Below are 25,479 nucleotides of genomic sequence, written 5' to 3' on the forward strand. Positions count from 1 at the left end.
GGAGGCTGGGTTGAGAGGCTCACGTGGGATCGCCGCCGCGCGGCGCGGCGTCCGCCTTTTCCCGCGCATCGGCTTCGTCGCCGTCCCGCTGCCCGCGGCGGTCACGCCTGCGCTCGACCAGCGCCGCGACCAGCAGCGAACCGGCGGCTGCCGCCCGTCCCCACCGGCGCAGGGCTGCCCGGACCGGCCCGGGCGGGGGCGGTGGAGGCGGCCCCGGCACCACGACCCGGTCCACGCCCGGGTACGCCAGCCGGGCGGCCTCGACCGCTTCCTCCTCCGACAACACGACCCGGTTCGCGGTGAGCACCAGCCCGCGGGCTTCGTCGCGGTAGCGCCACCGCCACACCTCTCCCTCCGGCCACAGCTCGATCCGCTCCCCCGGCCGGTCCGGCGCGGGCGTCTCGGGTTCGTCGTCGCGCAGGGAGGGTCGCTGGGAGGGACGGCGGGCACGGCGCAGGTCCGCCCGGGTGAGGCCGCCGAGCGAGGTCGCGTCGCCGCCCCGCAGCGCCCGCGCGGTCAGGAACGCGACCGCGCCGGTCAGGATCGGCAGGGCGAGCACCAGGACCCGGAAGAGATACAGCAGGTCGTAGACCGGCACCCCGAGCAGCCGGGCGAGGATGTCGTCGCCGGCGGCCACCACGAGCACCGCGAAGAAGGTCAGTGCGGCCACGCCGACACCGATCCTCACGGGGTGGTCCCGGGGCCGGTCGAGCAGGTGGTGCTGGCGGCGGTCGCGCGTGCGCAGCCGTTCGGCGAACGGCCAGGCGTAGAGGGCCAGGAAGGCCAGTCCGCCGAGCACGACGCCGGGGAAGAACGACGCCGGCACCAGGTAGCCGCCGATGCGGAACTCCCAGGGCGGGAAGAGGCGCAGCGCGCCGTCGCCCCAGGCGACGTACCAGTCCGGCTGCGCCGGCGAGGTGGACTGGGCCGGCTCGAACGGGCCGTAGAGCCAGACCGGGTTGATCTGTGCCAGGCCGCCGAGGGCGAAGAGCACCGCCAGGATCCAGGCGAAGAGGGCGAGCGAGCGCAGGGTGTAGCTCGGCCAGAACCGTGACCCGACCAGGTTGTGCTCCGTCCGGCCCGGGCCCGGGAACTGGCTGTGCTTCTGCCGGACCAGGATGCCCAGGTGCAGGGAGATGAGGGCGACCAGGACGGCCGGTACGAGCAGCACGTGGGTGATGAACAGCCGCGGGATCATCTCGTCGGAGGGGAACTCCCCGCCCAGTGCCAGGGCGGCCAGCCAGGTGCCGACCAGGGGGATCGACTCCACCACCGAGATGATGATCCGCAGCCCCAGTCCGGAGAGCAGGTCGTCGGGCATGGAGTAGCCGGTGAAGCCGTTGGCCAGGGCGAGGGTCAGCATGGTCACGCCGATCAGCCAGTTGAGTTCGCGCGGCTTCCGGAACGCCCCGGTGAAGAAGATCCGGGACAGGTGCAGAACGATCGCGGCGAGGAAGACCAGGGCAGCCCAGTGGTGGGTCTGCCGGATCAGCAGCCCGGCGCGTACGTCCCAGCTCAGCCGGACCACGGAGGCGTACGCGGCGGAGGTGGTGCTGCCGTCCAATGGGGCGTACGAGCCCCGGTAGACCCGGTCGGCGGAGCTGGCGTCGAAGAAGAAGGTGAGGTAGACGCCGGTGAGGATCAGCGCCACGAACGAGTAGAGCGCGAGCTCGCCGAGCATGAACGACCAGTGGTCGGGGAAGACCTTCGCCAGCGCCCGGCGGGTGATCGGGGAGAGCCGGAGCCGGTCGTCCAGCGCGCGGGCCAGCCGGTTCATGATCATGGCCGGCTCCAGAAGCCGGCGCCGGGCGGCGCGGTGAAGTCGCCGGTGGCCCGGAGGAAGCCGTCCGGGCCGACCTCGATCGGCAGTCCCGGCAGCGGCCGCGCCGCGGGACCACCGACCGCCCGGGCCCCGGCCAGCAGGTCGAACGACGACTGGTGGCAGGGGCAGAGCACCCGGCCGGTGCCCTTGAGGTAGAGCCGCACCGGGCAGCCGGCGTGGGTGCAGAGCAGCGACCAGACGACCAGGCCGCCCAGGTGGCCGCCGGCGGGCGGGCGGGAGAAGCGCTCGGGGTCGAGGCGGACCGCGAACGCGGGGGCGTCGCCGGCGTCGGGGTCTCCCTCGGGGAAGACCGCGACCATCGTCTCGGCGGGCACGTCGTCCGGCCGCAAGGGTCGTCCCGCGTCGTCGACCAGCCGTACACCGGGCCCCCATGGGGTGTCCTTCCGGGCCCGGAGCGGGCGGCCCCGGTCCCAGGGGAGCAGGGAGCGCAGCGGGAACAGCGCGGCGACACCGAGGGCGGTCAGCGCGAACCCGAGCGCCGCGAGCAGGCCGTACCGCCGGGTCGGGCTCTCCGGCGCGGCGAAGACGGCCGCCGTCATCGCCTGCTCGGCGGGGGGCGGGGTGAAGCCCTCGTGCTCCTCGACGTACCCGCCGACCGGGACCAGCCGCCGGGACCAGACCGCGAGCCCCACCGCCAGGCCGGCGAAGGCGACCGCCAGGCACACCCCCTCCCACCGGGTGTCGCCACCCAGCCCGTACGTCACCGCGAAACCGACCGCCCCGGCGGCGCTCACCAGGAACGCGGCGACGATCCGGCGGCTCGCGGCCTGCTCGGCCGGTGACGGGCTCGGGCGCCTCACTCCCCTGCCCTCCCGCCCAGCCAGCGCACGCCGGCCACCAGGAGTCCGAACACCACCAGCCAGGCGAGCAACCCCTCGGCCAGCGGGCCGAGCCGGCCGAGCGGGTTGCCGCCCGGGTCCAGCCGCTCGGTGCGCAGCCGCCGCACGTAGCTGGTCAGGTCGTCGACCTGTTGATCGGTGAGCACCTGGGCGGGGAAGGCGGGCATCAGCCCGGGCCCGACCCGGACCGCTTCCGCGACCTGGGTGGCCGAGGCGTCGTAGAGCGGTGGCGCGCTCCAGCCGTTGGTGAGCACGGCCCCCGAGCCGGCAGCCCCGTGGCAGGGCGCGCAGTTGGCGGCGAAGAGGTCCCGGCCGGAGACCAGGTCGCCGGGGGCGACCCGGGGAATCCGCGGGCCGCCGCCGCCGAGGCTGGCCACGTGGTCGACCAGCGCGGAGATGTCGTCGGCGGAGAAGACGGGTTCGCGGCGCCGCGACTGGGGTACTTCGCGCGACACCGGCATCCGGCCGGTGGAGAGCTGGAAGTCCACCGAGGCGGGCCCGACGCCGACCAGGGACGGCCCCTGCTGCGACCCCTGCCCCTGCACCCCGTGGCAGCTCGCGCACTGCTCCAGGTAGAGCTGGGTGCCGCGGTCGCCGGCGGGGGTGGTGGCGGCCGGCGTCGGTGTGGGGTCGGGCGCGGGCGCGAGGGCCACCGGGCCCACGGCGAGCGCCAGCACGGACCCGACCGCGAGGGCCCGGCGCGGGTGCGTGGCGGGCAGCGTCACCGCTCGTTGTCGCCGCATCCGTCAGTCCAACGTGTAGAGGTACGCGGCGATGTCCTGCGCGTCGATCGCGCTGACGCCGAGGTTCGGCATGGCGGTGCCCGGTTCGACGGCCTGCGGATCGGTGATCCACCGTCGCAGGTTGTCCGCGTTGTTGGGCAGCTCACCGGCGATGTAGGACCGGGCGCCGAAGCGGGTCAACGGCGGGCCGACCAGCCCACCGGCCCGGTCGACGCCGGGGATGGTGTGGCACGAGCCGCACCCGTACTGGGCGATCAGCTTCGCGCCCCGGTCCGGCCGGCCGACGCGGGACTCGGGCGGTGGTGGTGGGGACGTCGACGCGCACCCGGTCGCGGCGACGACCGGCAGCGCCGCCAGCACCGTTGCCAGCATCCAGAGACGACGGCTCATCGCACCATCCCTTCGGTTGCGGCGCCGGTCGCCGGCGGCGCGGCGGGCCGGCCCGGCCCGGCCGTGGCCAGGCGGTCGGGCCGCTCCCGGTCCAGCCGGAGCAGCCAGCCGAGGAAGACCGCCAGCGCCGCCACCAGGACCACCAGGTCCATCGGCGCCCACATCAGCAGCCCGGCGAGCTGCTGGTCGGCGAGCGGGTCGGGGCCGAGGACGCGCGCGGGGTAGACCGGTTCGGGGGCGAAGGTGAGGACCGCGCCGAGAGCGGAGGCGGGCAGCATGGTGCCGACCAGCAGCAGCAGCGCCACGGGTGCGGGCGCCCGGTGGCGGGCCGGGCCGAGCACCGGCGCCCAGAGTAGCCAGGCGGTCGCCACCAGGCTCAGATGCTCGGCGGCGTGCAGGATCGGGCGGTCCACCGCGGCGACGTACGGGCCCGGCAGGTGCCACAGCCACAGGGCCAGGGTCTGCGCCGCCGCGGCCAGCAGGGCGTATTCGGCCGGGCGGCGCAGCCGACGCACCGGCGCCGCGGCCCGGACGCGGGCCAGCAGCCGGCGCAGCGGGCGGGGCGCGGCCAGGGTGAGCGGCAGTCCCGCCGCACCGGCCGCGAGCAGTGGGCCCGCCACCAGCAGGAGCAGCATGTGTTGGGCCATGTGCCCGGCGTAGGAGGACTCCGCCAGCCGGTGCACCGGCCCCTGGTCGGCCGCCAGCACCACCACCAGCCCGGCGCCGAACGCCGTCACCCGCCGGACCGCCACCACCCGGCCACGGCCCCGCCGCGCCCACAGCTCCTGCACACCCCGGCCGTAGCCGGCGGCGAGCAGGCAGACCACGGCCACGGACAGCATCGTCAGCAGCCCGTCGGCCACGTCGCCCGGGCCGGACCCGTGGGCCCGGTAGACGGTCAGCCCTGACATGGCGGGAACACCAGCACGGCGATCCCGCCGAGCACGATGATCGTCAGGAACAGCAGGTTCGCCCAGACCCCGACCATGGCGAGCATCCGGGAGCGGTCGACGGCCCGGTCCTCGGCGCCGGCCGACGACGCCCGCGCGGTACGCCGCCACACCAGCGTGGCCACCAGCAGCGATCCCACGGTGACCAGGCCCGGGATCACCACCGCGAGCCACACCGCCAGCCAGAGCGGCACGCCGGCGACGCGCTCGCGGCCCGCGGCGCAGGTCAACTCGTCCAACGGCCAGGCGATGAGCAGGTGCGCGGACCAGGCGAGGGCCCCGCCGAGCACGCCGTACCAGAGCAGCAGCCCGCCGGCCAGTCGGGTGTGTGGGCCGGGTCCGGTGGTCATCACAGCCGTGGGGAGAGATAGATGGTGAACAGGATGGCGACCCACACCGCGTCGACGAAGTGCCAGTAGATCGCGGCGTTGCGGACGCGTTCGTGGCGGTGGGACCCGAAGCTGCCTCCGCGCAGGGAGGCGGCGAGCAGCCACCCGATCATCGTCAACCCGACCAGCACGTGCAGCCCGTGGAAGCCGGTGATCAGGTAGAACAGGGAGCCGTAGACGTCGGTGGTCATGGTGAAGTGCTTGAGGTCCTCGGCGTATTCGACGGCCAGCAGGGCCAGGAAGCTCAGCCCGAGCAGCAGGGTGGCGGCGAGCCCGGCCCGCAGCCGCCCGCGCCGGCCCCGCCGGATGCCGTGTTCGGCCCAGACCACGGGCAGGCTGCTGGGCACCAGCACCGCGGTCATCAGCAGCGGGAGCAGCAGCTTCGGCTTGTCGACGCCGCCCGGCGGCCACTGCGGACCGAACTGGAAGCGGAGGTAGAAGTAGCTGCCGAGCAGGCACGCGAAGAGGGTGGCCTCGGTGGCCACGAACAGCACCATGCCCCACCATCCGGTCGGCCGGCCGACCGGCTCCTCGGTGGTCAGCGCCGCGACGCCGGTGGCCGCGGCCACGACCCCACTCCGGTCCGTCATGACGCCACCCCGAGTTCCTCGTCGGGGCGGCGCGGCGGCCAGAGCCAGGCCGCGATCGTCGCCGCCACCACCAGCGCGGCGACCGCGGCGATCGGGTACGCGGCCAGCAGCAGGGCGGTGAAGAAGACCAGCAGCGCGCCGGCGAGGACGAGTGGCTTGAACGACGACTCGGGCATCTCCACCGCCCGTTCGGTGCGGGCGTCCAGCTCGCTGGTGAACAGGGTGCGCCGGCCTTCGCTGAGGACGCGGTCCGCGGTCGCGCCGGTGGTGGTCGACTCGACGGTCCGTTCGTCCCAGGTGGGGTGCAGGCTGTGCACCCGGGGTATGACCGGGAAGTTGTACGGCTCCGGCGGTGACGCCGTCGACCATTCCAGGCTGTCGCCCTCCCACGGGTCCGCCGGTGCCGGCCGGCCCCGCCGCACCGCGTGCACCACGCCGACGAGCACCAGCAGCAGCCCGAGCGCCAGCAGGTACGACCCGACGGTGCTGACCAGGTTCCACCCGTCCCAGCCCGGCTCACTGCGGTAGGTGTAGACGCGCCGCGGCATGCCGAACAGGCCGTAGAGGTGCATGGGGAAGAAGGTGACGTGCATGCCCGTGAAGGCCAGCCAGAACGCCCACCGCCCGAGCCCCTCGTGGTACATCCGTCCGGTGATCTTGGGGAGCCAGAAGTAGATGCCGGCGAGCATCGGGAAGACCGCCCCACCGATCAGCACGTAGTGGAAGTGCGCCACCACGAAGTACGAGTCGGTGACCTGCTGGTCGAACGCGGTCACCGCGAACATCGCGCCGGTGAAGCCGCCGAGCACGAAGGTCACGAGGAACCCGATCACGAAGAGCAGCGGCACCCGCAGCACCAGCCGGCCGAGCAGCATGGTGGCCAGCCAGGCGAAGATCTGGATCCCGGACGGGATGGTGATGACCGTGCTGGCCGCGCTGAAGAAGCTGTACGACAGCAGCGGTAGCCCGGTGGCGAACATGTGGTGCACCCAGACCCCGAACGAGATGATCGCGATCGCCACGATCGAGAGCACGATCAGCGAATAGGCGACCACGCCCCGGCGGGTGAACGCGGGCAGCACCGCGGAGACGATGCCCAGGGCGGGCAACACGATGATGTACACGTCGGGGTGCCCGAAGATCCAGAACAGGTGCTGCCAGAGCAGCACGTTCCCGCCGCCGGACGGGTCGAAGAAGTGGGTGCCGAACCGGCGGTCGAAGAAGAGCATCGCGTTGTCCGCGTTGAGCGCCGGCAGGGCGAACACCACCATGAACGCGGTGGCCACGATCGCCCAGACGAACAACGGCACCCGGTTGAGCGACATCCCCGGCGCCCGCAGCTTGAGCGCGGTGACGATGAAGTTGATCGCGCCCGAGGTGGTGGAGATGCCCAGGAAGAGCAGACCGAGCGCGTAGACGTCCATGTGCAGGCCAGGGTTGTGCTCCACCTGGTTGAGCGGCGCGTACGCGAACCAGCCGTTGTTGGGCGCCGCCCCGAACGGCAGGCTCCCCCACATGAATAGCCCGGCGAAGAGGAACGCCCAGTAGCCGAAGGCGTTCAGTCTCGGGAAGGCCATGTCCCGGGAGCCGATCATCAACGGGACGAGGAAGTTGCCGAAGCCGAACAGCATGGGCGTGGCGAACAGGAAGATCATCGCCGTGCCGTGCATGGTGAAGAGCTGGTTGTACTCCTCCGGCGACACGACGCCCGCCTCGGGCCGGGCGAGCTGGGTACGCATCACCAGGGCGCTGAGCCCGGCGAGGATGAAGAAGAACGCGGCGGTGACCAGGTAACGCCGGCCGATCTTCTTGTGGTCCACGGTGGTGAACCAGGCGCGCAGCGAGCGGGGCTCGTCCCAGTGCTCGGCCAGCCGGGCCAGGTCGTCCGGGCCGATGCCGGGCGCTGTGCTGGTGGTCGTGGACATGGCGGCCCCTACTCCAGCGACCGTAGGTAGGCGATGAGGTCGGGCAGTCGGGCGGCGTCGACCGGCTGCGGGGGCATGGCGTTGCCCGGCTTGACGGTCTGCGAGTTGGCGATCCAGCCGCCGAGGTGTCCGGCGTCGTTGGGCACCGCGCCGGCGCCGATGCTCCACCGCGAGCCGACGTTCGACAGGTCGGGCCCCACCTGCCCCTGCGCGCCGGTGCCCCGGACCGTGTGGCAGGCCGCGCAGGTGCCCTGCACGAAGGTCTGCTGACCGCGCCGTTCGGCCTCGGTCCGCGGCGCCCGGGCCGGGGCGTCCACCCGGGCCAGCCAGGCGTCGAAGTCGGCGCGGGGTTCGGCCACCACCAGGAATGCCATGTGGGCGTGCTGGGTGCCGCAGTACTCGGCGCACTGGCCGCGGTAGCTGCCGTCGCGCCGGGCCTCCAGCCAGGTCTCGCGGGTCTCGCCGGCGATCAGGTCCGTCTTCGGCATCAACTGCGGCACCCAGAAGCTGTGCAGCACGTCCTCGGTCCGCAGGCGTACCCGGACCCGCTCCCCCACTGGGATGTGGAGCTCGTTGGCGGTGGCGCCGGAGGCGCCCGCGTAGCGCACCTCCCACCACCACTTGCGCCCGGTGACCTCCACGGTGAGCGCGTCCCGCCCCGGACCTGCGCCGAGCGCGGCGAGGTCCCGCAGACCGACGCCGTAGACCGCCACGAGGATGATGAACGGCAGCCCGGCCCCGGCGATCGTCACGAAGCGCAACGGCTGGCCGTGACGCACCCGGGCGGCGCCCCGCCGGAACACGAGCGCCCAGGCGAGCAACGCCATGACCTCGGCGAACACCGCCATGGAGATCCAGAACAACAGCCACCACAGGCCGCTGACCCGCGCGGCTCCGGTCCCCGCCGGATTCAGGGCCGACGGGGTGCCGCCGGAGCAACCGGCGAGCAGCAGCGGGCCGTACAGCAGCGGCAGCACCGACCGGGGTCGGCGCTGCCGCCGGCCCGGGTGCGAGGTGGTCTCCGCTGTCGTCTTCACCGGCAAGGACCTTAGTACCGGTTAGCGACCTTCATACCTTTTCTCCGAATGGAGGTATATGGGACAGCCACCGCCTTATGGTGGGTCTCCAGTCCCCACCTTCTCGGTCAAGCGCCTCAGGGGCGCGGACAGGGAGATGATGCAAGCCTCCACGGTGGACCTCCTCACGGACACCGCCAGAGCGGCCGCGGCGCGCCGGACGATGGCCTGGGCCGCGGGCGGGCTCGCCGCCGCGGCCACGGTGGCCGGCGGATGGCTCGCGCCCCCCGACGAACTGCAGGGCGACGCGCAACGCCTGATGTACCTGCACGTCCCCGCCGCCTGGGTGGCGTACGCCGCGTTCGCGGTCGTGCTCGCGGCCAGCGGGGCGTACCTGATCGGCGGGGACCTGCGCTGGGACCGGTTCGCCCGGGCGGCGGCCGAGCTCGGGGTGGTGCTCACCGTCGCCGCAATCGGCACCGGGGCGGTCTGGGGGCACCTGGTCTGGGGCACCTGGTGGGCCTGGGATCCCCGGCTGGTCAGCACCGCCCTGCTGCTGCTCGCCTACGCCGGCTACCTCGCCCTGCGCCGGACGCTTGCCGAGCGCTGGGCAGCCCGCGACGGCGGCGACCACCGGGTGGCCCGGCCCGCGGCGGTCGTCGGCGTCGCCGGCTTCCTCCTCGTGCCCGTGGTGCACTTCTCCGTGCTCTGGTGGCGCTCGCTGCACCAGCAGGCGACGGTGCTGGCCCCGCACCGGCCGCCGATCGACCCCAGGATGGCCGCCGCGTTGCTCCTCGCCGTGGCCGCCGCGACCCTCGCCGCGTTCTGCCTCCTGCTGCACCGGGTGGTCCGCCTGGAGCGCCGCCTGGCCCCCGAGCCCTCCCCCGCCGCCGAGGGCACGCCGGCGGGAGTCGGATGATGCGTCACCGGGCGGGCCGAATCGCCCTCGTCGCGGTGCTGCTCGCCGCCGGCGGACTGCTGGTCACCAGCGCGCTCCGCGACACCGTCACGTACTACCGGACGCCGGGCGAGCTGCTCGACGATCCGGGCGTCGCGCGCCACCGGGTCCGCCTCGGCGGCGACGTCGTGCCCGGATCGCTGCGCCACCAGGGCGACCTGGTCGTGTTCCGCCTCGCCGAGGCAGGCCACGAGATCACCGTCGAGCAGCGCGGCGCACCGCCGGAGACCTTCCGGGAGGGAACCGGCGCGGTCGTCGAGGGCAGGCTGTCGTCCGACGGCGTGTTCCGCTCGGACCACGTGGTGGTCCGGCACGGCAACGAGTACCGGCCGTCGTCCTCCCCCGTGGTTCCGGCCGATGCTGGGTGACCTCGGCACCGCCGGCCTCGCCGTCGGGCTCGCCTGCGCGAGCCTCACCGCCCTGCTCTGGCTGCGGGTGGCCCTGTTGGGCGCGCCCGTCCGCACCGCCCGGCGCGGCACCGCCGCAACCCTGGCCGCCGCCGCCCTGGCCTGCGCCCTGCTGGAGACGGCGCTGCTGCGGCACGACTTCAGCGTCCGGTTCGTGGCCGAGAACGGCGGCCGGCACGTCCCGCTCTACTACACCCTGACCAGCCTCTGGTCGGCCCTGGACGGTTCGCTGCTGCTGTGGTTGCTGGTCCTCGGCGGGTACGCCGCGCTGCTGGCCCGGCGCGCGTACCCGCCGCGGCTGCACGCGTACGCGATGGTGGTCGTCAGCGTGGTCATGGTGTTCTTCTTCGCGCTGTCCACCTTCGCCGCGAACCCGTTCCGCACGGTGAGCCCGGTGCCGGCCGACGGCCCCGGACCGAATCCACTGCTCCAGCAGCACCCGGCCATGGGCGTGCACCCGCCGCTGCTCTACGCCGGCTACCTCGGCCTGGTCGTACCCTTCGCTCTCGCGCTGGCGGCGCCGCTGGCGGGACGGGACGGACCGGGCTGGGTGCGGACGGCGCGGCCGTGGGCGCTGGTCTCCTGGGCGGCGCTGACCGGCGGCATCGGCATGGGCGCCTGGTGGTCGTACGCAGTGTTGGGCTGGGGCGGCTACTGGGCGTGGGACCCGGTGGAGAACGCCTCCCTGCTGCCCTGGCTGACCGCCACCGCGTTCCTGCACACCACCCTGGTCCGAGGCCGGGCCGCCTGGCACGGCGCGCTCGCCTGTGCGAGCTTCCTGCTGGTGCTGCTCGGCACCTTCCTCACCCGATCCGGTGCGGTGGCCAGCGTGCACGCCTTCACGGACTCGCCGCTGGGCCCGATGCTGCTCGGTTTCGTGCTGCTGGCGGTGGTGGTGTCGGCCGTCCTGACCGGCCGTCGAGCCCCCGAGCCGACCCGCCCCGGGCGCCCCCGGGCGCTCTCCCGAGCCACCCTGGTGCTGGTCCACGGCGTACTCCTGGTGACCATCGCCGCGGTGGTGCTGATCGGCACCATCCTGCCGCTGCTCACCGCCCCGCTGAGCGGGACGCGCTCCTCGGTGGGCCCGGCCTACTACCAGCGCACCGCGGTGCCCCTGGCGGTCGTGGTGCTGGTGGTGATGGGCGTGGCGCCGGCCCTACGGGTCCGCGACCGGTCGGCGGCGCTGCGGCGGCTCGTCGTCCCCGCCGGTGCCGGCCTGGGTGCCGTGGCCCTCGTCGGCCTGCTCAGCCGGCCCGGCCCGGCCGCGCTCACCGCGTTCGGCGCGGCGGGGTTCGTCCTCACCGGACTGGCCGGCGACCTGGCCCACCGGCTGCGCCGGTCCGGCCCGCACCGACGGACCGGCCGGCTCGCCGGGCTGGTCGCGCACGCCGGGCTCGCCCTGGTCGCGGTGGGCGTCGCCGGCTCGTCAGCGTACGGCCGGGACGCCGAACGGACGCTGCGGGTCGGCGAGACCCTGCGGGTGAGCGACGTCGCGGTCCGACTGGTCGGGGTGGACCGGACCGGCGGCAGCGAGAGCATGGCGGTACGGGCCCGGCTGGCGCTCACCTCGTCGGGCCACGCCGCGCGGACGATCACGCCGGCGCTGCGCTACCACCCCGCCCGGGACACCGCCGTCACCGTGCCCGCGATCGGCACCGGCCCGCTGCGCGACACGTACGTCACGCTGCTCGCCGTCAGCGAGGACAGCGGCACCGCCAGCGTGCGGCTGGCGGTGAACCCGCTCGTCGGCCTGATCTGGGCCGGCGGTGCCCTGACCGCCGTCAGCGGGTTCCTCGCGGCCGCCGCCACCGCCCGCCCGCGAACCCGCTCGGACGCCAGCGCCGACCGGCCGCGGTCCGCACCGGTCGCCGTCGGGCCGGGAGCCGCGACGTGAGGCGGCTGATTGCGCGGCGCCCCGGATGGCTGCGCGTCGGGCCGGCGACCGTCCTCGCGCTCACCGTCGCCGTCGGCGCCCTGATCGCCTTCGGCCTGCGCGCACCCGCCACGCCGAACCCCGAGGCGGCGACGGCGGTGGCCGGCAGACCCGCCCCGGCGCTGTCCGGCGCCACCCTGGACGGTGGCCGCTTCGCGCTCTCCGACGCCCGGGGCCAGGTGGTGCTGGTCAACGTGTTCGCCTCCTGGTGCGGGCCGTGCCGGGACGAGCTGCCGCTGCTGGTGGACGCCGAGCGCAGCTGGTCCCCGCGCGGCGTCCGGCTGGTCGGGCTGAACATCAGAGACGGCACCGACGCGGTCCGCGCGCTGCTCGACGAGACCGGCGCGACCGGGCTGACCGTGGTGCCGGATCCCGACGGCACGCGGGCGGTCGAGTGGGGCGTGCGGGGCGTGCCGGAGACCTTCGTGGTCGGCCGGGACGGCCGGCTCGTCGACCGGCGGCAGGGGGTGGTGACCCGGCAGTGGCTGGAGCAGCGGATCGCACCGCTGCTGGCCGGATGAGGTGGCGGCGCGCCCTGGTGGCGCTCGCGCTCGTCACGCTCGCCGCGGCGGCCGGCGTGGCGCTGGCCCGGTCGGCGGGCGAGGCCGGCCGGCAGGACCCGGTGCGCGCGGTGTCCGCCGGGCTGCGCTGCCCGGCCTGTCAGGGCGAGTCGGTGGCGGACTCCCGGTCACCGATCGCGGCGGCGATGCGGCAGGTGGTGGCGGACCAGATCGCCCAGGGGCGGGACCGGACCGAGATCCGGCGATGGTTCGTCCAGCGGTACGGCGCGGACGTGCTGACCGATCCACCGGCTCGCGGGGTCCGGCTGCTGCTCTGGGGCGTACCGCTGCTGGCGCTGCTGGCCGGCGGCTACGCGGCCCTGCGGACGCTCCGGCCCGGTGCCGCCCGGACCGGCTCCACGGCACCCTGGACGCTGGACGCTCGGGGCGCCCGGCGGGCGTGGCGGGTGGCGTCGGTGGGCGTGGTGGCCCTCGTGGCGTCCGTCGCGATCGTCGCCGACCGACTCGACCCGCCCGCTCGGCCGGCACCGGCCGACCCGGTCGCGGTCGCCCTCCAACTCGCCCACGACCTCGAGACACAGGACCGGTACGACGCCGCCGCGCAGATGTACGAGGAGGCGCTGCGGGACCGGCCCGACGACACCGTCCGGCTGCGACTCGCGTTCGCGCTGCTCCGCGCCGGCGACGGCGCCGCCGCCCAACGAACCGCCCGGGACGTCCTCGCCCGCGAGCCGGACTCCCCCGACGGCCTGCTGGTGCTGGGGCTGGCGCAGCGGGACAGCCGGTCCGTCGAGGCGGGAGACACGCTGCGGCATTTCCTGGCCGTCGCACCGGCACACCCGGCCGCCGCAGAGATCCGGCGCCTGCTCGCGGCGGGCCGGGAACCCACCGGGCGCTGACGGCGATCTCGTCGATCAGCGCTGCCTTCAAGCTCGTTCCCGCAGCCCTCTGGCCCCTCCGCCAGGAGGTCGTCGAGACGCCGTGAGGATGCCCGGGTCGCCCGAGTGATCCCGCGGTGGGGACCGCATCTCACTCGCTAGCGCGTCCTAGGAGGCTGGGCTGAGGGGCGCCGGCCGGTCATCCGAAAGTGGCTCACGAACGGGCTCGCGCGGCTAGCGTCGAGGTGATGGGCGGTCATATCGGGGTGATCGAGGCGCTCAAGGCGGATCCCACCATGTCGGGCTTGCGTCGGTCGCTGGAGGCGTACTACGGCGACCCGGCCCGCGAGGCGGCGATGGACGCGTTCTACGCGCCCCTGGTCCGCCCGGGAGACCTGGTCTTCGACGTCGGTGCGCACGTGGGCGACCGGCTCGGCAGCTTCCGCCGGCTGGGCGCCCGGGTCGTGGCCGTCGAGCCGCAGCCGCTCTGCACCCGGGCCCTGCACGCCCTTTACGCGGATGACGACCGGGTGACCGTGGTGGAGGCGGCGTGCGGGGCGCGGACCGGGCCGGTGCGACTGCACGTGAACTCGGCGAACCCGACGATCTCCACCGCGTCGGCGGGGTTCCTGCGGGCCGCCCACGGGGCCGGCGGCTGGGCACACGAGGTCTGGGACGCCGAGATCGAGGTGGCCGGCACCACGCTCGACGCGCTCGTCGCGGCGCATGGGGAGCCGGCCTTCGTGAAGATCGACGTGGAGGGCTTCGAGGACGCCGTGCTGGCCGGGTTGAGCCGCCCGCCGCCGGCGCTGTCGTTCGAGTTCACCACCATCGCGCGCGACCTGGCGGCGCGCTGCCTCGACCGGCTCACCGGGTTGGGCTTCACCGACTTCACCGTGGCGCTCGGCGACGAGATGGCGTTCGCCCTGCCCGGCTGGCGGTCGGCGGACGAGGTGGCGGCGTACCTGCGGGCACTGCCGTACGAGGCCAACTCGGGCGATGTCTATGCCCGCGCCCGGCCGGCCTGACCGGCGGAGGTGACCCGGCGGCAAAGGCGCCGATCCGGTCCAGCAGGGACGGCGCCCAGCGGACCTGGCGGCAGACCGCCTCGGAGCTGACCCGCCGGGGCGCGACCGCCCGCCGCGGGCAACCGGTTTTTCGCATCGACACTGCTCGCACCCTTGATCGGCCGCGCTGTCCAGGGACGCTTTTTTCAGGTTTCGAACTTAGCCGTGTTTCGTTATCCGCCCGTTATTGACGTGACCGCTGCCACTTCGGTTGACTGCGACGGAACCGCTTCCGCAACCGGTTCCGAAACATCCACCACACCCCTGCGCCCCGGGAGCGTCACGTGCCGATCACCATCGCCGACGTCGCGACCCGCGCCGGCGTGAGCAAGACGACCGTCTCCCGGGTGCTCAACGGCAAGGGCGAGGTGCACGTCCGCACGGCCGACCGGGTCCGCGCGGTCATCGACGCCCTCGGGTACGTGCCGAGCGCCCGCGCGGTCGGCCTGGCCCGCGGGCGTACCCGGGTGGTCGGCATGCTGGTGCCCGCTCTGACCTGGCCCTGGATGGGCGAGGTGCTCCAGGGCGCGGCCGACGTGGTCGAGGCCGAGGGCTACGGCATGCTGCTGTTCACCTGCACGCAGGGCGACGAGTCGATGCGGCGGTTCGCCTCCCAGGTATCGGCGAAGTCCTTCGACGGCCTGCTGGTGGTCGAGCCGGAGGGCACCCTCGACTACATCACCGAGCTGCACGAGCGCGGCCTGCCCGTCATCCTCATCGACGACCGCGGCCACCAGCCGGGCTTCCCGTCGGTGCGGACGACCAACGAGTCCGGCGCGCGGGCCGCCGCCGCGCACCTGCTGGCGCACGGCCGGAAGCGGCCGCTGGTCGTCACCGGCCTGCGCCGCTTCGGCTGCACCCGGGAACGGCTCGCCGGTTTCGCGGACGGCTACGCCGACGCGGGCCTGCCCATCGACCCCGCCCTCGTCGTGGAGGGCGACTTCACCTTCGAGTGCGGGCGGGCCGCCGTGGAAGGCCTGCTCGCCGACGGCGTGCCGTTCGACGCCGTCTTCGCCCACAACGACCTCTCCGCCGCCGGGGCGCTCCAGGCGCTGCGGGACGCCGGCCGGCGGGTCCCCGAGGACGTGGCGGTGGTGGGCTTCGACGACCTGCCGCTGGCCGGGCACACCCACCCACCGCTGAGCTCGGTCCGCCAGCCGTTGCGGGAGATGGGAGCGGCCGCCGCCCGTACCCTCATCGCCCACCTCGCCGGCACGCCGCTGCCCCACGCCCCGACCGTCATCCCCACCACCTTCACCGTCCGCGCCTCGACCGGCACCACCTGACCTCGCACCGATGTAGCTCCACCCGCACCGGCGGGCGTCCCGTCCGCCGGTGGTAACACCGCACACCCTCCATCCACCACATCCCGCCGCAGGATTGCGGGAGCACCGAGGGAGACCTCCATGAGAAGAAGGCAACTCCTCGCCGTCGCGCTGGCCGGCGCGATGGCCACCGGCGTCGCCGCGTGCGGCGACAGCCCGAACGCCAACAAGAAGAACGGCCAGGCGGCCACGGTGCTCAACGTGGGCATGCCGAACGGGCCGCAGGCCGAGAACAACAACCCGTTCCTCACCACGTCCGCCGCGGCGTCGCTGGGCTACCGCTGGCAGATCTACGAGCCGCTGATGATGTGGAACCCGGTGAAGCCGGCCGACCCGTTCAAGCCGTGGCTGGCCACCAAGGCCGAGTGGTCGTCGGACTACACCTCGGTGAAGGTCACCATCCGGGACAACGCCACCTGGTCCGACGGGCAGAAGGTCACCGCCGAGGACGTCGCCTTCACCTACAACCTCGTGAAGAAGTACCCGGCGCTGAACGACCAGGGCGTGCCCTACACGGACGCGACGGCCAGCGGCAACGAGGTCACCATCAAGATGGAGAGCCCACAGTTCGTCAACCAGCAGAAGGTGCTGTGGCGGGTGCCGATCGTGCCCAAGCACATCTGGGAGAAGATCAGCGACCCGACGACCGACACCGTCAAGCAGCCGGTCGGCAGCGGCCCGTATACCCTGAAGTCCTTCACCCCGGCCAGCATGACGCTGTCGGTGCGCGACAAGGGCTACTGGCAGGACCTGCCGAAGGTCAAGGAACTGCGCTACACCTCCTACACGGACAACAGCGCGCAGACCACCGCCCTGGCCAACGGCGAGTCGGAGTGGAGCTTCGTCTTCATCCCCAACTACCAGGCCGTCTTCGTGGCCAAGGACCAGGAGCACCACAAGGTGTGGGCCCCGGCGATCCTCGGCATCCACGGCCTCTACCTCAACACGACGAAGAAGCCGTTCGACGACCCGGCGCTGCGCCGCGCCATGAACATGGTCATCGACCGCGCCGACATCTTCACCACGGCCGAGGCCGGCTACTTCCACCCGCAGGTGAAGAGCGTGACCGGCCTGCCCAGCCCGGCCGGTGACTCGTTCGTCGCGCCCGAGTTCAAGGGCCAGGAGCACAAGGTCGACGTCGAGGGCGCCAAGGCGCTGCTGACCGGCGCCGGCTACAAGCTCGAGGGCAACACCCTCAAGGACAAGACCGGCAAGGCCGTCACGCTGAAGCTGACCGACCCGGCCGGCTGGTCGGACTACCAGACCAGCCTGGAGATCGTGAAGGACAACCTGTCGAAGATCGGCATCGCCGCCACGGTCGACAAGGCCAACCAGGACGCCTGGTTCCGCAACGTCGAGCAGGGCAACTTCGAGGCGACGTTCCGGTGGACCGAGGGCGGCGCCACGCCGTACGACATCTACCGGACGATCATGGACGGCCGGCAGCTCAAGCCGATCGGCACCGCCTCCCCCGCCGGCAACTTCGGCCGCTTCAACAACAAGGAGGCGACCGACGCCCTGGTCGCCTACGCGAACGCGACCGACGAGGCCGCGCGCACCACCGCCATGAACACGCTGCAGAAGATCTTCGTCGACCAGATGCCGATGATCCCGGTCGGCGCGGACAACATCGGCGGCGCGTACAGCACGAAGAACTGGACCGGCTGGCCGGACGACTCGAACCCGTACGGCGCCATGCAGCCCACCCAGCCCAACGCGCTGGACGTGGTCCTGCACCTCAAGCCCGCCAACGGCTGACCTCGCCAACCGCCTCCCCGGCCGGCTCCCGGCCGGCCGGGGAGGCGCACCCCACGCTCAGACAGGAACTCGGCATGACGTTGAGCGAGAGCGCGGCGGCGCCGGCCGACGAGGTGGTGCTGGAGGCCGTCGGCCTGACCAAGCACTTCCCCGTCCGCAGGCGGCTGCGTGACCTCTTCTCCCGGACGCCGGCCGTCGTGCACGCCGTCGACGACGTATCGTTCGCGCTGCGTCGCGGCCGGGTGACCGCGCTGGTCGGGGAGTCCGGCTCCGGCAAGTCCACGGTGGCCCGGCTGCTGGCCCAGATCTATCCCCGCACGGCCGGCGACCTCCGCCTGCACGGCACGTCGACCAAGGTGCGCGGCGGCCGGCCGTTCCGGTCGTACGTGCGGCGGGTCCAACTGATCCTGCAGGACCCGTTCGCCTCGTTGAACCCGGTGCACACCGTCCGCTACCACCTCACCCGGTCCCTGCGGATCCACGGCAACGCCGGGCGCGGCGCCGAGGATCTGGACCGGGCCCTCGCCAAGCTGCTCGCCCGGGTCAGTCTCACCCCGCCCGAGCGCTACCTGGACGCCTTCCCGCACGAGCTGTCCGGCGGCCAGCGGCAGCGCGTCGCCATCGCCCGGGCGCTCGGGGCCGACCCGGAGGTGCTCCTCGCCGACGAGCCGGTCTCCATGCTCGACGTCTCGATCCGCCTCGGCGTGCTCAACCTGCTGCAGGACCTCAAGGACCGGCTGAACATCGCCATCCTGTACATCACGCACGACATCGCCTCGGCCCGCTACTTCGCCGACGAGACGATCGTCATGTACGCCGGCCGGATGGTCGAGGGCGGCGACAGCGAGACCGTCACCCAGAACCCGGCCCACCCGTACACGCGGTTGCTCACCGACTCGGCGCCGGACCCGGAGCGGATCACCGGCGGCGGCGCCGCGGTCGACGCGGCCGCCGGGAAGGACCGCGGTCAGGGCGAGCCGCCGAGCCTGATCGCCCCGCCCGCCGGCTGCCGGTTCCATCCCCGGTGCCCGCACGCCATGCGGCGCTGCACGGTGGACCTGCCGCCGCGGCTGACCATCGGCGACCGGCCCGATCACTGGGCGGCCTGCTGGCTCTACGACCCGGACACCGTGGCCGCCGACGCCCCCGGCTCGGCCGCGCCCGACGCCGACCCGGCCGTGCCACCGCCCGCGGCGGCGCTCGACCGGACGGACACCGCCACCCTGGGGGAGCCACGATGAGATTCCTCCTGCAGCGCACGGCCTTCTACCTGTTCACGGCGTGGGCGGCCATCACGCTCAACTTCTTCATCCCGCGGCTGGTGCCGGGCGACCCGGTGCAGTCCCTCATCTCGCGCAACCAGGGCCGGATCAGCGCCGACGCCATCGAGTCGCTGCGCGTGCTGTTCGGGCTGGACGCGCACGAGAACATCTGGCAGCAGTACCTCGACTACTGGCGGCAGCTGCTCCACGGTGACCTGGGGCTGTCATTCACCTTCTTCCCCACGCCGGTGTCCACAGTGATCGGCGACAGCCTGCCGTGGACGGTCGGTCTGGTCGGCATCACCACGATCATCAGCTTCCTCGTCGGCACCGGGCTCGGCGTCGGCGCCGGCTGGCGGCGCGGCTCCTGGGTCGACGGGCTGCTGCCGGCCACGACGTTCCTGTCCTCGATCCCGTACTTCTGGCTGGGTCTCGTCGCCATCGCCGTGTTCACCGGGCCGGGGAGCTTCTTCCCGTCCTCCGGCGGCTACGAGGCGGGCCTCGTGCCGGCGTTCGACGGGTACTTCATCCCGAGCGCGATCAAGCACAGTGTCCTGCCCGCCGCCACCATCCTGGTCTCCTCGATGAGCGGGTGGATCCTCAGCATGCGCAACATGATGGTGACCGTCTCGTCGGAGGACTACATCACCGTCGCCCACGCGAAGGGCCTGTCGGAGCGCCGGGTGGCCCTGAGCTACGCGGCCCGCAACGCGCTGCTGCCGAACGTCTCGGGCTTCGCGCTGTCGCTCGGGTTCATCGTCGGCGGCACGCTGCTCGTCGAGATCGTGTTCTCCTACCCGGGCCTCGGCTACCAGCTCTTCCAGGCGGTCGGCTACAAGGACTACCCGCTCATGCAGGGGATCTTCCTGATCATCACGATCTCCGTGCTGGTGGCGAACCTGCTCGCCGACGTCGCGTACCTGCTTCTCGACCCGCGGACCCGAAAGAGCTGAGCGATGACCATCTCACCGTCGAGCATCGAGCAGGTCATCCCCGGTCAGGGTGCGATGGCCCAGCCGTCGGCCGCGCCGGGCCGGGCGAAGCGGCGCCGGTTCCGCTTCGTCGCCAACGCCAAGGCCGCGACCGGCCTGGTCATCCTGGGCATCTACTGCCTCTTCGCGGTGATCGGGCCGTGGGTGGCGCCGTACAACCCGGACGCGCGCAGCGCCGACGTGCTCCAGGCGCCGTCGACCCGGCACTGGTTCGGCACCACCCACCTCGGTCAGGACATCTTCAGCCAGATCCTGGTCGGCGCGCGCAGCGTCATGGTGGTGGGCCTGCTCGCCGGAGTGCTGGCGACGATCCTGTCCATCCTCATCGGCGTGACGGCCGGCTACATCGGCGGGGCGGCCGACGAGGGCCTGTCGGCAGTCTCCAACGTGTTCCTGGTCATCCCCGCGCTGCCGCTGATCATCATCGTGACGTCGATCGTCGAGCAGGCCAGCGACACGCTCGTGGCGCTCATCATCGGCCTCACCTCGTGGGCCTGGGGGGCGCGGGTGCTGCGCGCCCAGACGCTGTCGCTGCGGCGCCGTGACTACGTCGAGGCGGCCCGGGCCACCGGCGAGCGGACCTGGCGCATCATCCTGTTCGAGATCCTGCCCAACCTCACCGCGATCATCGCGTCCGGCTTCGTCGGCACGGTCATCTTCGCGGTCATGTCGGAGATCACGCTGGCCTTCATCGGCATCTCGTCGATCTCGTCGTGGAACTGGGGCACCATCCTGTTCTGGGCGCAGGGCCAGCAGGCCCTCGCGCAGGGCGCCTGGTGGTGGTTCGTCCCGGCCGGGCTGGCCATCGCGCTGCTCGGCACCGCCCTCGCCCTGATCAACTTCGGCATCGACGAGTTCGTCAGCCCCCGGCTGCGCAGCGCCGGCAAGACCCGGATCCGCACCGCCGACGGTCGCAGCGTGCGGATGCGGGTCGGCTTCACCCCCGTGCTGGCCCCGACCCCGCGTACGGTGCCGGTCCCCCGAGAGGAGGTCACACCGTGAGCGCGAGGAGTGCAGCGAAGCGGAGCCCCGCAGTCGCGAACGAAGGGAGGCTCAAGTGAGTGATCCGGTGCTGGAGATCCGCGGGCTGCGGGTCGACTACGGACTCGGTGACGCGGCGGTGCACGCCGTACGCGATGTGGACCTGACCCTGCACCGCGGCGAGGTGCTGGGGCTGGCCGGCGAGAGCGGCAGCGGCAAGTCCACCCTGGCGTACGGGCTGACCCGGCTGCTGCCGCCGCCCGGCGTGGTCAGCGGCGGCCAGGTGATCTACCACCCGACCGACGGCCCGCCGGTCGACGTGCTGACCCTCAGCCCCGCGCAGCTGCGCAGGTTCCGCTGGGCGGAGACCTCGATCGTCTTCCAGGGCGCGATGAACTCGCTCAACCCGGTGCACAAGGTCTCCACCCAGCTGCTCGACGTGATCAAGGCGCACGACCCGACGAGCACGGCGGCGGGCCGGCTGGCCCGGGCCCGGGACCTGCTCCGCCTGGTCGGCATCGCCGCGGACCGGCTGGACAGCTACCCGCACCAGCTCTCCGGCGGCATGCGGCAGCGCGTGATGATCGCCATGGCGCTGGCGCTGGAGCCGCAGGTGGTCATCATGGACGAGCCGACCACCGCGCTGGACGTGGTGATGCAGCGGCAGATCCTCGGCCAGCTCGCCGAGCTGCGGGAGCGCCTCGGCTTCGCGGTGCTGTTCATCACCCACGACCTGTCGCTGCTGGTCGAGTTCTCCGACCGGATCGCCATCATGTACGGCGGCCGGATCGTCGAGGAGGCGCCCGCCGCCCAGCTGTACCGGCACGCGCTGCACCCGTACACCGAGGGGTTGCTGCACTCCTTCCCGGCGCTGCGCGGACCGCGCCGGGAGCTGACCGGCATCCCCGGCTCCCCGCCGGACCTGCGGGCCATGCCGGAGGGCTGCGCGTTCCACCCGCGCTGTCCGAAAGCGTTCGACCCGTGCGACAAGAAGGTGCCGGCACTGGGCGCCGCCGAACCGGGCCGGGACGTCGCCTGCTGGCTGCACCCGGTCGCCGCCGCGGCCCCCCGCTGACCCCCGCTCCCCGTCCGACCGAACGACCCGCTACCGCGAGGAGAACCATGGACACCGACCTCACCCGCTCCACCGCCACCGACGGCTCCAGGTCGTCGCGCGGCGACAGACGCGCCGAGCTGGAGTCGTCGCACGGGCAGGCCGACCCGATCGACACCCTTCCGCCGGCCTTCCGGTGGGGGGTGGCGACCTCGTCGTACCAGATCGAGGGTGCGGTGGCCGAGGACGGCCGGACGCCGTCGATCTGGGACACCTTCTGCCGCGTGCCGGGCGCGGTGGCCAACGGCGACCACGGCGACGTGGCCTGCGACCACTACCACCGGATGCCGCAGGACGTGGCGCTCATCGCGGACCTGGGTCTGGACACCTACCGGTTCTCGGTGGCCTGGCCGCGGGTGCAGCCGGGCGGGCGCGGGCCGGCGAACCCGGCCGGGCTGGCCTTCTACGACCGCCTGGTGGACAAGCTGCTCGGCCGCGGGATCGACCCGTGGGTGACGCTCTACCACTGGGACCTGCCGCAGGAGCTGGAGGACGCGGGCGGCTGGCCGAACCGGGACACCGCCCACCGCTTCGCCGACTACGCGGAGCTGGTCTTCGCCGCCCTCGGCGACCGGGTGAAGACCTGGACCACGCTGAACGAGCCGTGGTGCTCGGCGATGCTCGGGTACGCGTACGGGCTGCACGCGCCGGGCAGGCGGGACCTGGGCGCCGGGATCGCCGCCGCGCACCACCTGCTGCTCGGGCACGGGCTGGCGACGCAGCGGCTGCGCGCGGCGGCGGGCAGCCCGATCGAGCTGGGCATCACCCTGAACATGGCGACCGCCGACCCGGCCACCGACAGCCCCGCCGACCGGGACGCCGCCCGGGCGGCGGACGGCCTGGGCAACCGGATCTACCTGGACCCGCTCTTCCGCGGCCGGTATCCGGAGGACGTGGTGGCCGACCTGGCCGCCGAGGGGGTGCGCATCCCGGTCGAGGACGGTGACCTGGAGGTCATCTCGTCCCCGATCGACGTGCTCGGAGTGAACTACTACTTCGGGCAGGCGCACTCCGGGGTGGACGAGCAGGGCCGGGATCGCGACGACGACGGCCGGCCGGTGCGCCGGGTGATCCGCCGGGACCTGCCGCGCACCGCGATGGACTGGGAGATCGTGCCGGACTCCTTCACCGAGCTGCTGGTCCGGCTGCACCGGGACTACCCGGGCGTGCCCATGGTGATCACGGAGAACGGGGCGGCCTTCGACGACAAGCCGGACGCCGACGGGTTCGTGGCCGACGACGACCGGGTGGCGTACCTGACCGAGCACCTGCGGGCGGTGGCCCGGGCCCGGCAGGCCGGTGCGGACGTGCGCGGCTACTTCGCCTGGTCGCTGCTGGACAACTTCGAGTGGGCGTACGGCTACGACAAGCGGTTCGGCATCGTCCGGGTGGACTACGACACCCAGCGGCGCACGCCCAAGCGCAGCGCGCTCTGGTACCGCGACACCATCCGGCGGGTGCGCGGGGATAGCTGACCCGGCCGCTCGGGGCGGCCGCGCGGGATCCTCCCGGGCGGCTGCCCCGCCGCGCCCGGACACCCACGTCGGGCGCTTTTTTCACGTCTTGACATAAGCAGGTGCGAGGGGTTTTCTCATTTACGGATGTTGATTTATCCGGAAGGAGCATCCGTGTCCCCCACCACCGTTCCCCGCCTCGCCGGCCGCGCCGCCCTCGCGCTCTGCCTCACGGCCGGTACGCTCGCCCTCGCACCGCCACCCGCCGCGCAGGCCGCCGGCGAGACGGTCAACCTCTGGCTGACCACCACCTCCGACTCCGGCGGACGAACCGTCGCCCGGGGCCTGCAACAGCAGAGCCCGCTGAGCTTCGCCGCCACCAGCCCCGCCGCCACGCACACCATCACCGTCGACGAGAACACCCGCTACCAGCCCTTCGAGGGCGCCGGGGCGTCCATCACCGACACCACGGCGTACCTGCTGCGCGGCGGGCCGGTGAGCGCGGCAACCCGGGACGACGTGATGCGCAAGCTGTTCAGCCCCACCGACGGCATCGGCCTGTCGTACGTGCGCAACCCGATCGGCGCCTCCGACCTGTCCCGGCCCGGCAACGTCTCGCTCGACGACACCTGCTGCGACCTGAGCGACTTCGGCGCCAACGGCTACGACACCAACGTGGAACTGCTCACCGCGCAGGCCCGGCAGCTCAACCCGGCGCTGCGGGTGATGGTGGTGCCCTGGAGCGCGCCCGGCTGGATGAAGGACAACGGCCGGATGGACCAGATGGGCTGGCTCAAGTGGGAGTACTACGCCACCTACGCCCAGTACTTCGTCAAGACCATCCAGGCGTACGCGGCCCGGGGCGTGAAGGTCGACTACCTCTCGGTGCAGAACGAGCCGAACTGCTGCCAGGCCGGCAACCCCACCGCCATGGACTACCCGGGGATGAGCTGGAACTCCTCCGGCCTGGTCGAGCTGACCAAGAACTTCGTCTACCCGGCATTCCGTGCCGCCGGCATCACCACCAAGGTGCTCGTGCACGACTGGAACTACGGCGACTACGGCACCATCGGCTCCGGGCTGCTCGCCGACAGCGCGGTCCGCACCGACCCGCTCTTCGGCGGCATCGCCTGGCACGGCTACTGGGGTGACCCGGCGGTCGGCAGCCAGGTGCACGGCCAGTACCCGGCGGTGCCGCAGTTCAGCACCGAGCACTCCGGCGGCACCTGGATCACCAACCAGCACAACGAGGACATGGCCGATATCGTGAACTACGCCCGGAACTGGAGCCGGAGCGTGGTGAAGTGGAGCCTCGCGGTCAACCAGTTCATGGGCCCGCACAACGGCGGCTGCGGCACCTGCACCGGCCTGATCACCGTCCAGGAGGGCGGCGCCCGCGCCGGCCAGGTCGACTACACGATCGAGTACTACACCACGGGGCACCTGACCAAGTTCGTCCGGCCGGGGGCGGTGCGGATCGACTCCACCGCCAACGGCACCGTGCAGAACGTCGCGTACCGCAACCCGGACGGGTCCAAGGCGCTGCTCGCGCACAACGGCGGCACCTCCGCGCAGTCCGTGAAGGTGGTCTGGGGCGGGCAGTCGTTCACCTACACCCTGCCGGCCCGCACCACCGCCACATTCACCTGGTCCGGCACCCAGTCCGGTGGCGGCGGCACGCCGACCGGCGCGATCACCGGCATCGGCGGCAAGTGCCTCGACGTCACCGACAACTCCAGCGCCGACGGCACGCCGGCGCAGATCTGGAGCTGCACCGGCGGGGCGAACCAGCAGTGGACCCGGGCCGCCGACGGCACCCTCCGCTCGCTGGGCAAGTGCCTCGACGTGGCCGGGGGCGGCACCGCCGACGGCACCAGGGTGCAGCTGTGGACCTGCAACGGCAGCGCCGCCCAGCGGTGGACCTGGACGGCCGGGCGGGACCTGGTGAACCCCCAGGCGAACAAGTGCCTGGACGTCATCGGCAACACCTCCGCCGACGGCACGAAGACGCAGATCTGGACCTGCACCGGCGGGGCCAACCAGAAGTGGACGCTCCCGTCCTGAGCCGGCGGGCTGTGCTCCCGCTTCTACACCGACCGCTCGGACTGCGCGGCCGGGTCGACGCCGCGTGCGGCGGTGCGGGT

General features: G+C 73.1%; 23 protein-coding genes. 14 read left to right on the forward strand and 9 right to left on the reverse strand.

Annotated elements, in window-relative coordinates:
- Nucleotides 1-19: 19 nt before the first annotated feature.
- Genes AB0F68_RS24550 through coxB form a run of 9 tightly spaced genes read right to left on the reverse strand, consistent with a single transcriptional unit; the run spans nucleotide 20 to nucleotide 8,706 of the window.
- A complete protein-coding gene (locus AB0F68_RS24550; protein WP_357342148.1) occupies nucleotides 20-1,783 on the reverse strand; it encodes a cytochrome bc complex cytochrome b subunit in 1,764 nt (587 codons plus the stop codon).
- The gene (locus tag AB0F68_RS24555) at nucleotides 1,780-2,643 is read right to left on the reverse strand and encodes a Rieske 2Fe-2S domain-containing protein (protein WP_357342151.1); all 864 of its coding nucleotides are present in this window, start codon (nucleotides 2,641-2,643) and stop codon (nucleotides 1,780-1,782) included. Before AB0F68_RS24555 ends, AB0F68_RS24550 begins: the two co-directional genes overlap by 4 nt.
- Nucleotides 2,640-3,425, reverse strand: coding sequence for a c-type cytochrome (locus AB0F68_RS24560; protein WP_357342156.1), 786 nt, complete (start codon nucleotides 3,423-3,425; stop codon nucleotides 2,640-2,642). The genes AB0F68_RS24555 and AB0F68_RS24560 overlap by 4 nt, the downstream gene beginning before the upstream one ends.
- A 3-nt stretch (nucleotides 3,426-3,428) precedes the next feature.
- Nucleotides 3,429-3,815, reverse strand: coding sequence for a c-type cytochrome (locus AB0F68_RS24565; RefSeq protein WP_357342158.1), 387 nt, complete (start codon nucleotides 3,813-3,815; stop codon nucleotides 3,429-3,431).
- The gene (locus AB0F68_RS24570; protein WP_357342162.1) at nucleotides 3,812-4,726 is read right to left on the reverse strand and encodes a cytochrome c oxidase assembly protein; all 915 of its coding nucleotides are present in this window, start codon (nucleotides 4,724-4,726) and stop codon (nucleotides 3,812-3,814) included. Before AB0F68_RS24570 ends, AB0F68_RS24565 begins: the two co-directional genes overlap by 4 nt.
- On the reverse strand, nucleotides 4,714-5,115 hold the full coding sequence (locus AB0F68_RS24575) for a hypothetical protein (protein WP_357342164.1): 402 nt from the start codon (nucleotides 5,113-5,115) through the stop codon (nucleotides 4,714-4,716). The genes AB0F68_RS24570 and AB0F68_RS24575 overlap by 13 nt, the downstream gene beginning before the upstream one ends.
- Complete coding sequence (locus tag AB0F68_RS24580) at nucleotides 5,115-5,744, reverse strand: heme-copper oxidase subunit III (RefSeq protein ID WP_357342166.1); 630 nt, start codon at nucleotides 5,742-5,744, stop codon at nucleotides 5,115-5,117. Before AB0F68_RS24580 ends, AB0F68_RS24575 begins: the two co-directional genes overlap by 1 nt.
- Complete coding sequence (ctaD, locus tag AB0F68_RS24585; RefSeq protein ID WP_357342168.1) at nucleotides 5,741-7,669, reverse strand: cytochrome c oxidase subunit I; 1,929 nt, start codon at nucleotides 7,667-7,669, stop codon at nucleotides 5,741-5,743. Before ctaD ends, AB0F68_RS24580 begins: the two co-directional genes overlap by 4 nt.
- An 8-nt stretch (nucleotides 7,670-7,677) precedes the next feature.
- Entirely contained in the window at nucleotides 7,678-8,706 is a 1,029-nt protein-coding gene (coxB, locus tag AB0F68_RS24590; RefSeq protein ID WP_357342170.1) for a cytochrome c oxidase subunit II, read from the reverse strand.
- A gap of 154 nt (nucleotides 8,707-8,860) precedes the next feature.
- On the opposite strand from coxB, the gene ccsA reads away from it, so the two are divergent.
- The 14 genes from ccsA (at nucleotide 8,861) to AB0F68_RS24660 (ending at nucleotide 25,399) form a co-directional block, all read left to right on the forward strand.
- Entirely contained in the window at nucleotides 8,861-9,604 is a 744-nt protein-coding gene (gene ccsA / locus AB0F68_RS24595; RefSeq protein WP_357342172.1) for a cytochrome c biogenesis protein CcsA, read from the forward strand.
- Nucleotides 9,601-10,011, forward strand: coding sequence for a cytochrome c maturation protein CcmE (locus tag AB0F68_RS24600; protein WP_357342174.1), 411 nt, complete (start codon nucleotides 9,601-9,603; stop codon nucleotides 10,009-10,011). Before ccsA ends, AB0F68_RS24600 begins: the two co-directional genes overlap by 4 nt.
- Nucleotides 10,001-11,944: a cytochrome c-type biogenesis CcmF C-terminal domain-containing protein gene (locus AB0F68_RS24605; RefSeq protein WP_357342176.1), complete on the forward strand. Its 1,944-nt coding sequence runs from the start codon at nucleotides 10,001-10,003 to the stop codon at nucleotides 11,942-11,944. The genes AB0F68_RS24600 and AB0F68_RS24605 overlap by 11 nt, the downstream gene beginning before the upstream one ends.
- Complete coding sequence (locus tag AB0F68_RS24610) at nucleotides 11,941-12,504, forward strand: redoxin domain-containing protein (RefSeq protein WP_357342179.1); 564 nt, start codon at nucleotides 11,941-11,943, stop codon at nucleotides 12,502-12,504. The genes AB0F68_RS24605 and AB0F68_RS24610 overlap by 4 nt, the downstream gene beginning before the upstream one ends.
- A complete protein-coding gene (locus AB0F68_RS24615; RefSeq protein ID WP_357342181.1) occupies nucleotides 12,501-13,403 on the forward strand; it encodes a cytochrome c-type biogenesis protein CcmH in 903 nt (300 codons plus the stop codon). Before AB0F68_RS24610 ends, AB0F68_RS24615 begins: the two co-directional genes overlap by 4 nt.
- Nucleotides 13,404-13,630: 227 nt before the next feature.
- Nucleotides 13,631-14,410: an FkbM family methyltransferase gene (locus AB0F68_RS24620; RefSeq protein WP_357342183.1), complete on the forward strand. Its 780-nt coding sequence runs from the start codon at nucleotides 13,631-13,633 to the stop codon at nucleotides 14,408-14,410.
- A 323-nt stretch (nucleotides 14,411-14,733) separates the two neighbouring features.
- Nucleotides 14,734-15,735 (forward strand): LacI family DNA-binding transcriptional regulator, encoded by a 1,002-nt coding sequence (locus tag AB0F68_RS24625; RefSeq protein ID WP_357342185.1) that lies wholly within the window; start codon nucleotides 14,734-14,736, stop codon nucleotides 15,733-15,735.
- A gap of 120 nt (nucleotides 15,736-15,855) precedes the next feature.
- Nucleotides 15,856-17,532 carry an ABC transporter substrate-binding protein gene (locus AB0F68_RS24630; protein WP_238449308.1) on the forward strand — a complete coding sequence of 559 codons (1,677 nt, stop codon included), beginning with the start codon at nucleotides 15,856-15,858 and terminating at the stop codon, nucleotides 17,530-17,532.
- Nucleotides 17,533-17,606: 74 nt separating this feature from the next.
- Complete coding sequence (locus AB0F68_RS24635) at nucleotides 17,607-18,773, forward strand: ABC transporter ATP-binding protein (RefSeq protein ID WP_357342188.1); 1,167 nt, start codon at nucleotides 17,607-17,609, stop codon at nucleotides 18,771-18,773.
- A complete protein-coding gene (locus AB0F68_RS24640; protein WP_357342190.1) occupies nucleotides 18,770-19,747 on the forward strand; it encodes an ABC transporter permease in 978 nt (325 codons plus the stop codon). The genes AB0F68_RS24635 and AB0F68_RS24640 overlap by 4 nt, the downstream gene beginning before the upstream one ends.
- Before the next feature lie 3 nt (nucleotides 19,748-19,750).
- A complete protein-coding gene (locus AB0F68_RS24645; protein ID WP_357342193.1) occupies nucleotides 19,751-20,788 on the forward strand; it encodes an ABC transporter permease in 1,038 nt (345 codons plus the stop codon).
- 55 nt (nucleotides 20,789-20,843) lie between these two features.
- A complete protein-coding gene (locus AB0F68_RS24650) occupies nucleotides 20,844-21,842 on the forward strand; it encodes an ABC transporter ATP-binding protein (protein ID WP_357342196.1) in 999 nt (332 codons plus the stop codon).
- Between the two features lie 47 nt (nucleotides 21,843-21,889).
- The gene (locus AB0F68_RS24655) at nucleotides 21,890-23,356 is read left to right on the forward strand and encodes a GH1 family beta-glucosidase (protein ID WP_357342200.1); all 1,467 of its coding nucleotides are present in this window, start codon (nucleotides 21,890-21,892) and stop codon (nucleotides 23,354-23,356) included.
- A gap of 153 nt (nucleotides 23,357-23,509) precedes the next feature.
- On the forward strand, nucleotides 23,510-25,399 hold the full coding sequence (locus AB0F68_RS24660; protein ID WP_357342203.1) for a ricin-type beta-trefoil lectin domain protein: 1,890 nt from the start codon (nucleotides 23,510-23,512) through the stop codon (nucleotides 25,397-25,399).
- Nucleotides 25,400-25,479: the final 80 nt, after the last annotated feature.

This window comes from Micromonospora sp. NPDC023966 (assembly GCF_040639095.1).
Classification (GTDB): Bacteria; Actinomycetota; Actinomycetes; order Mycobacteriales; family Micromonosporaceae; genus Micromonospora.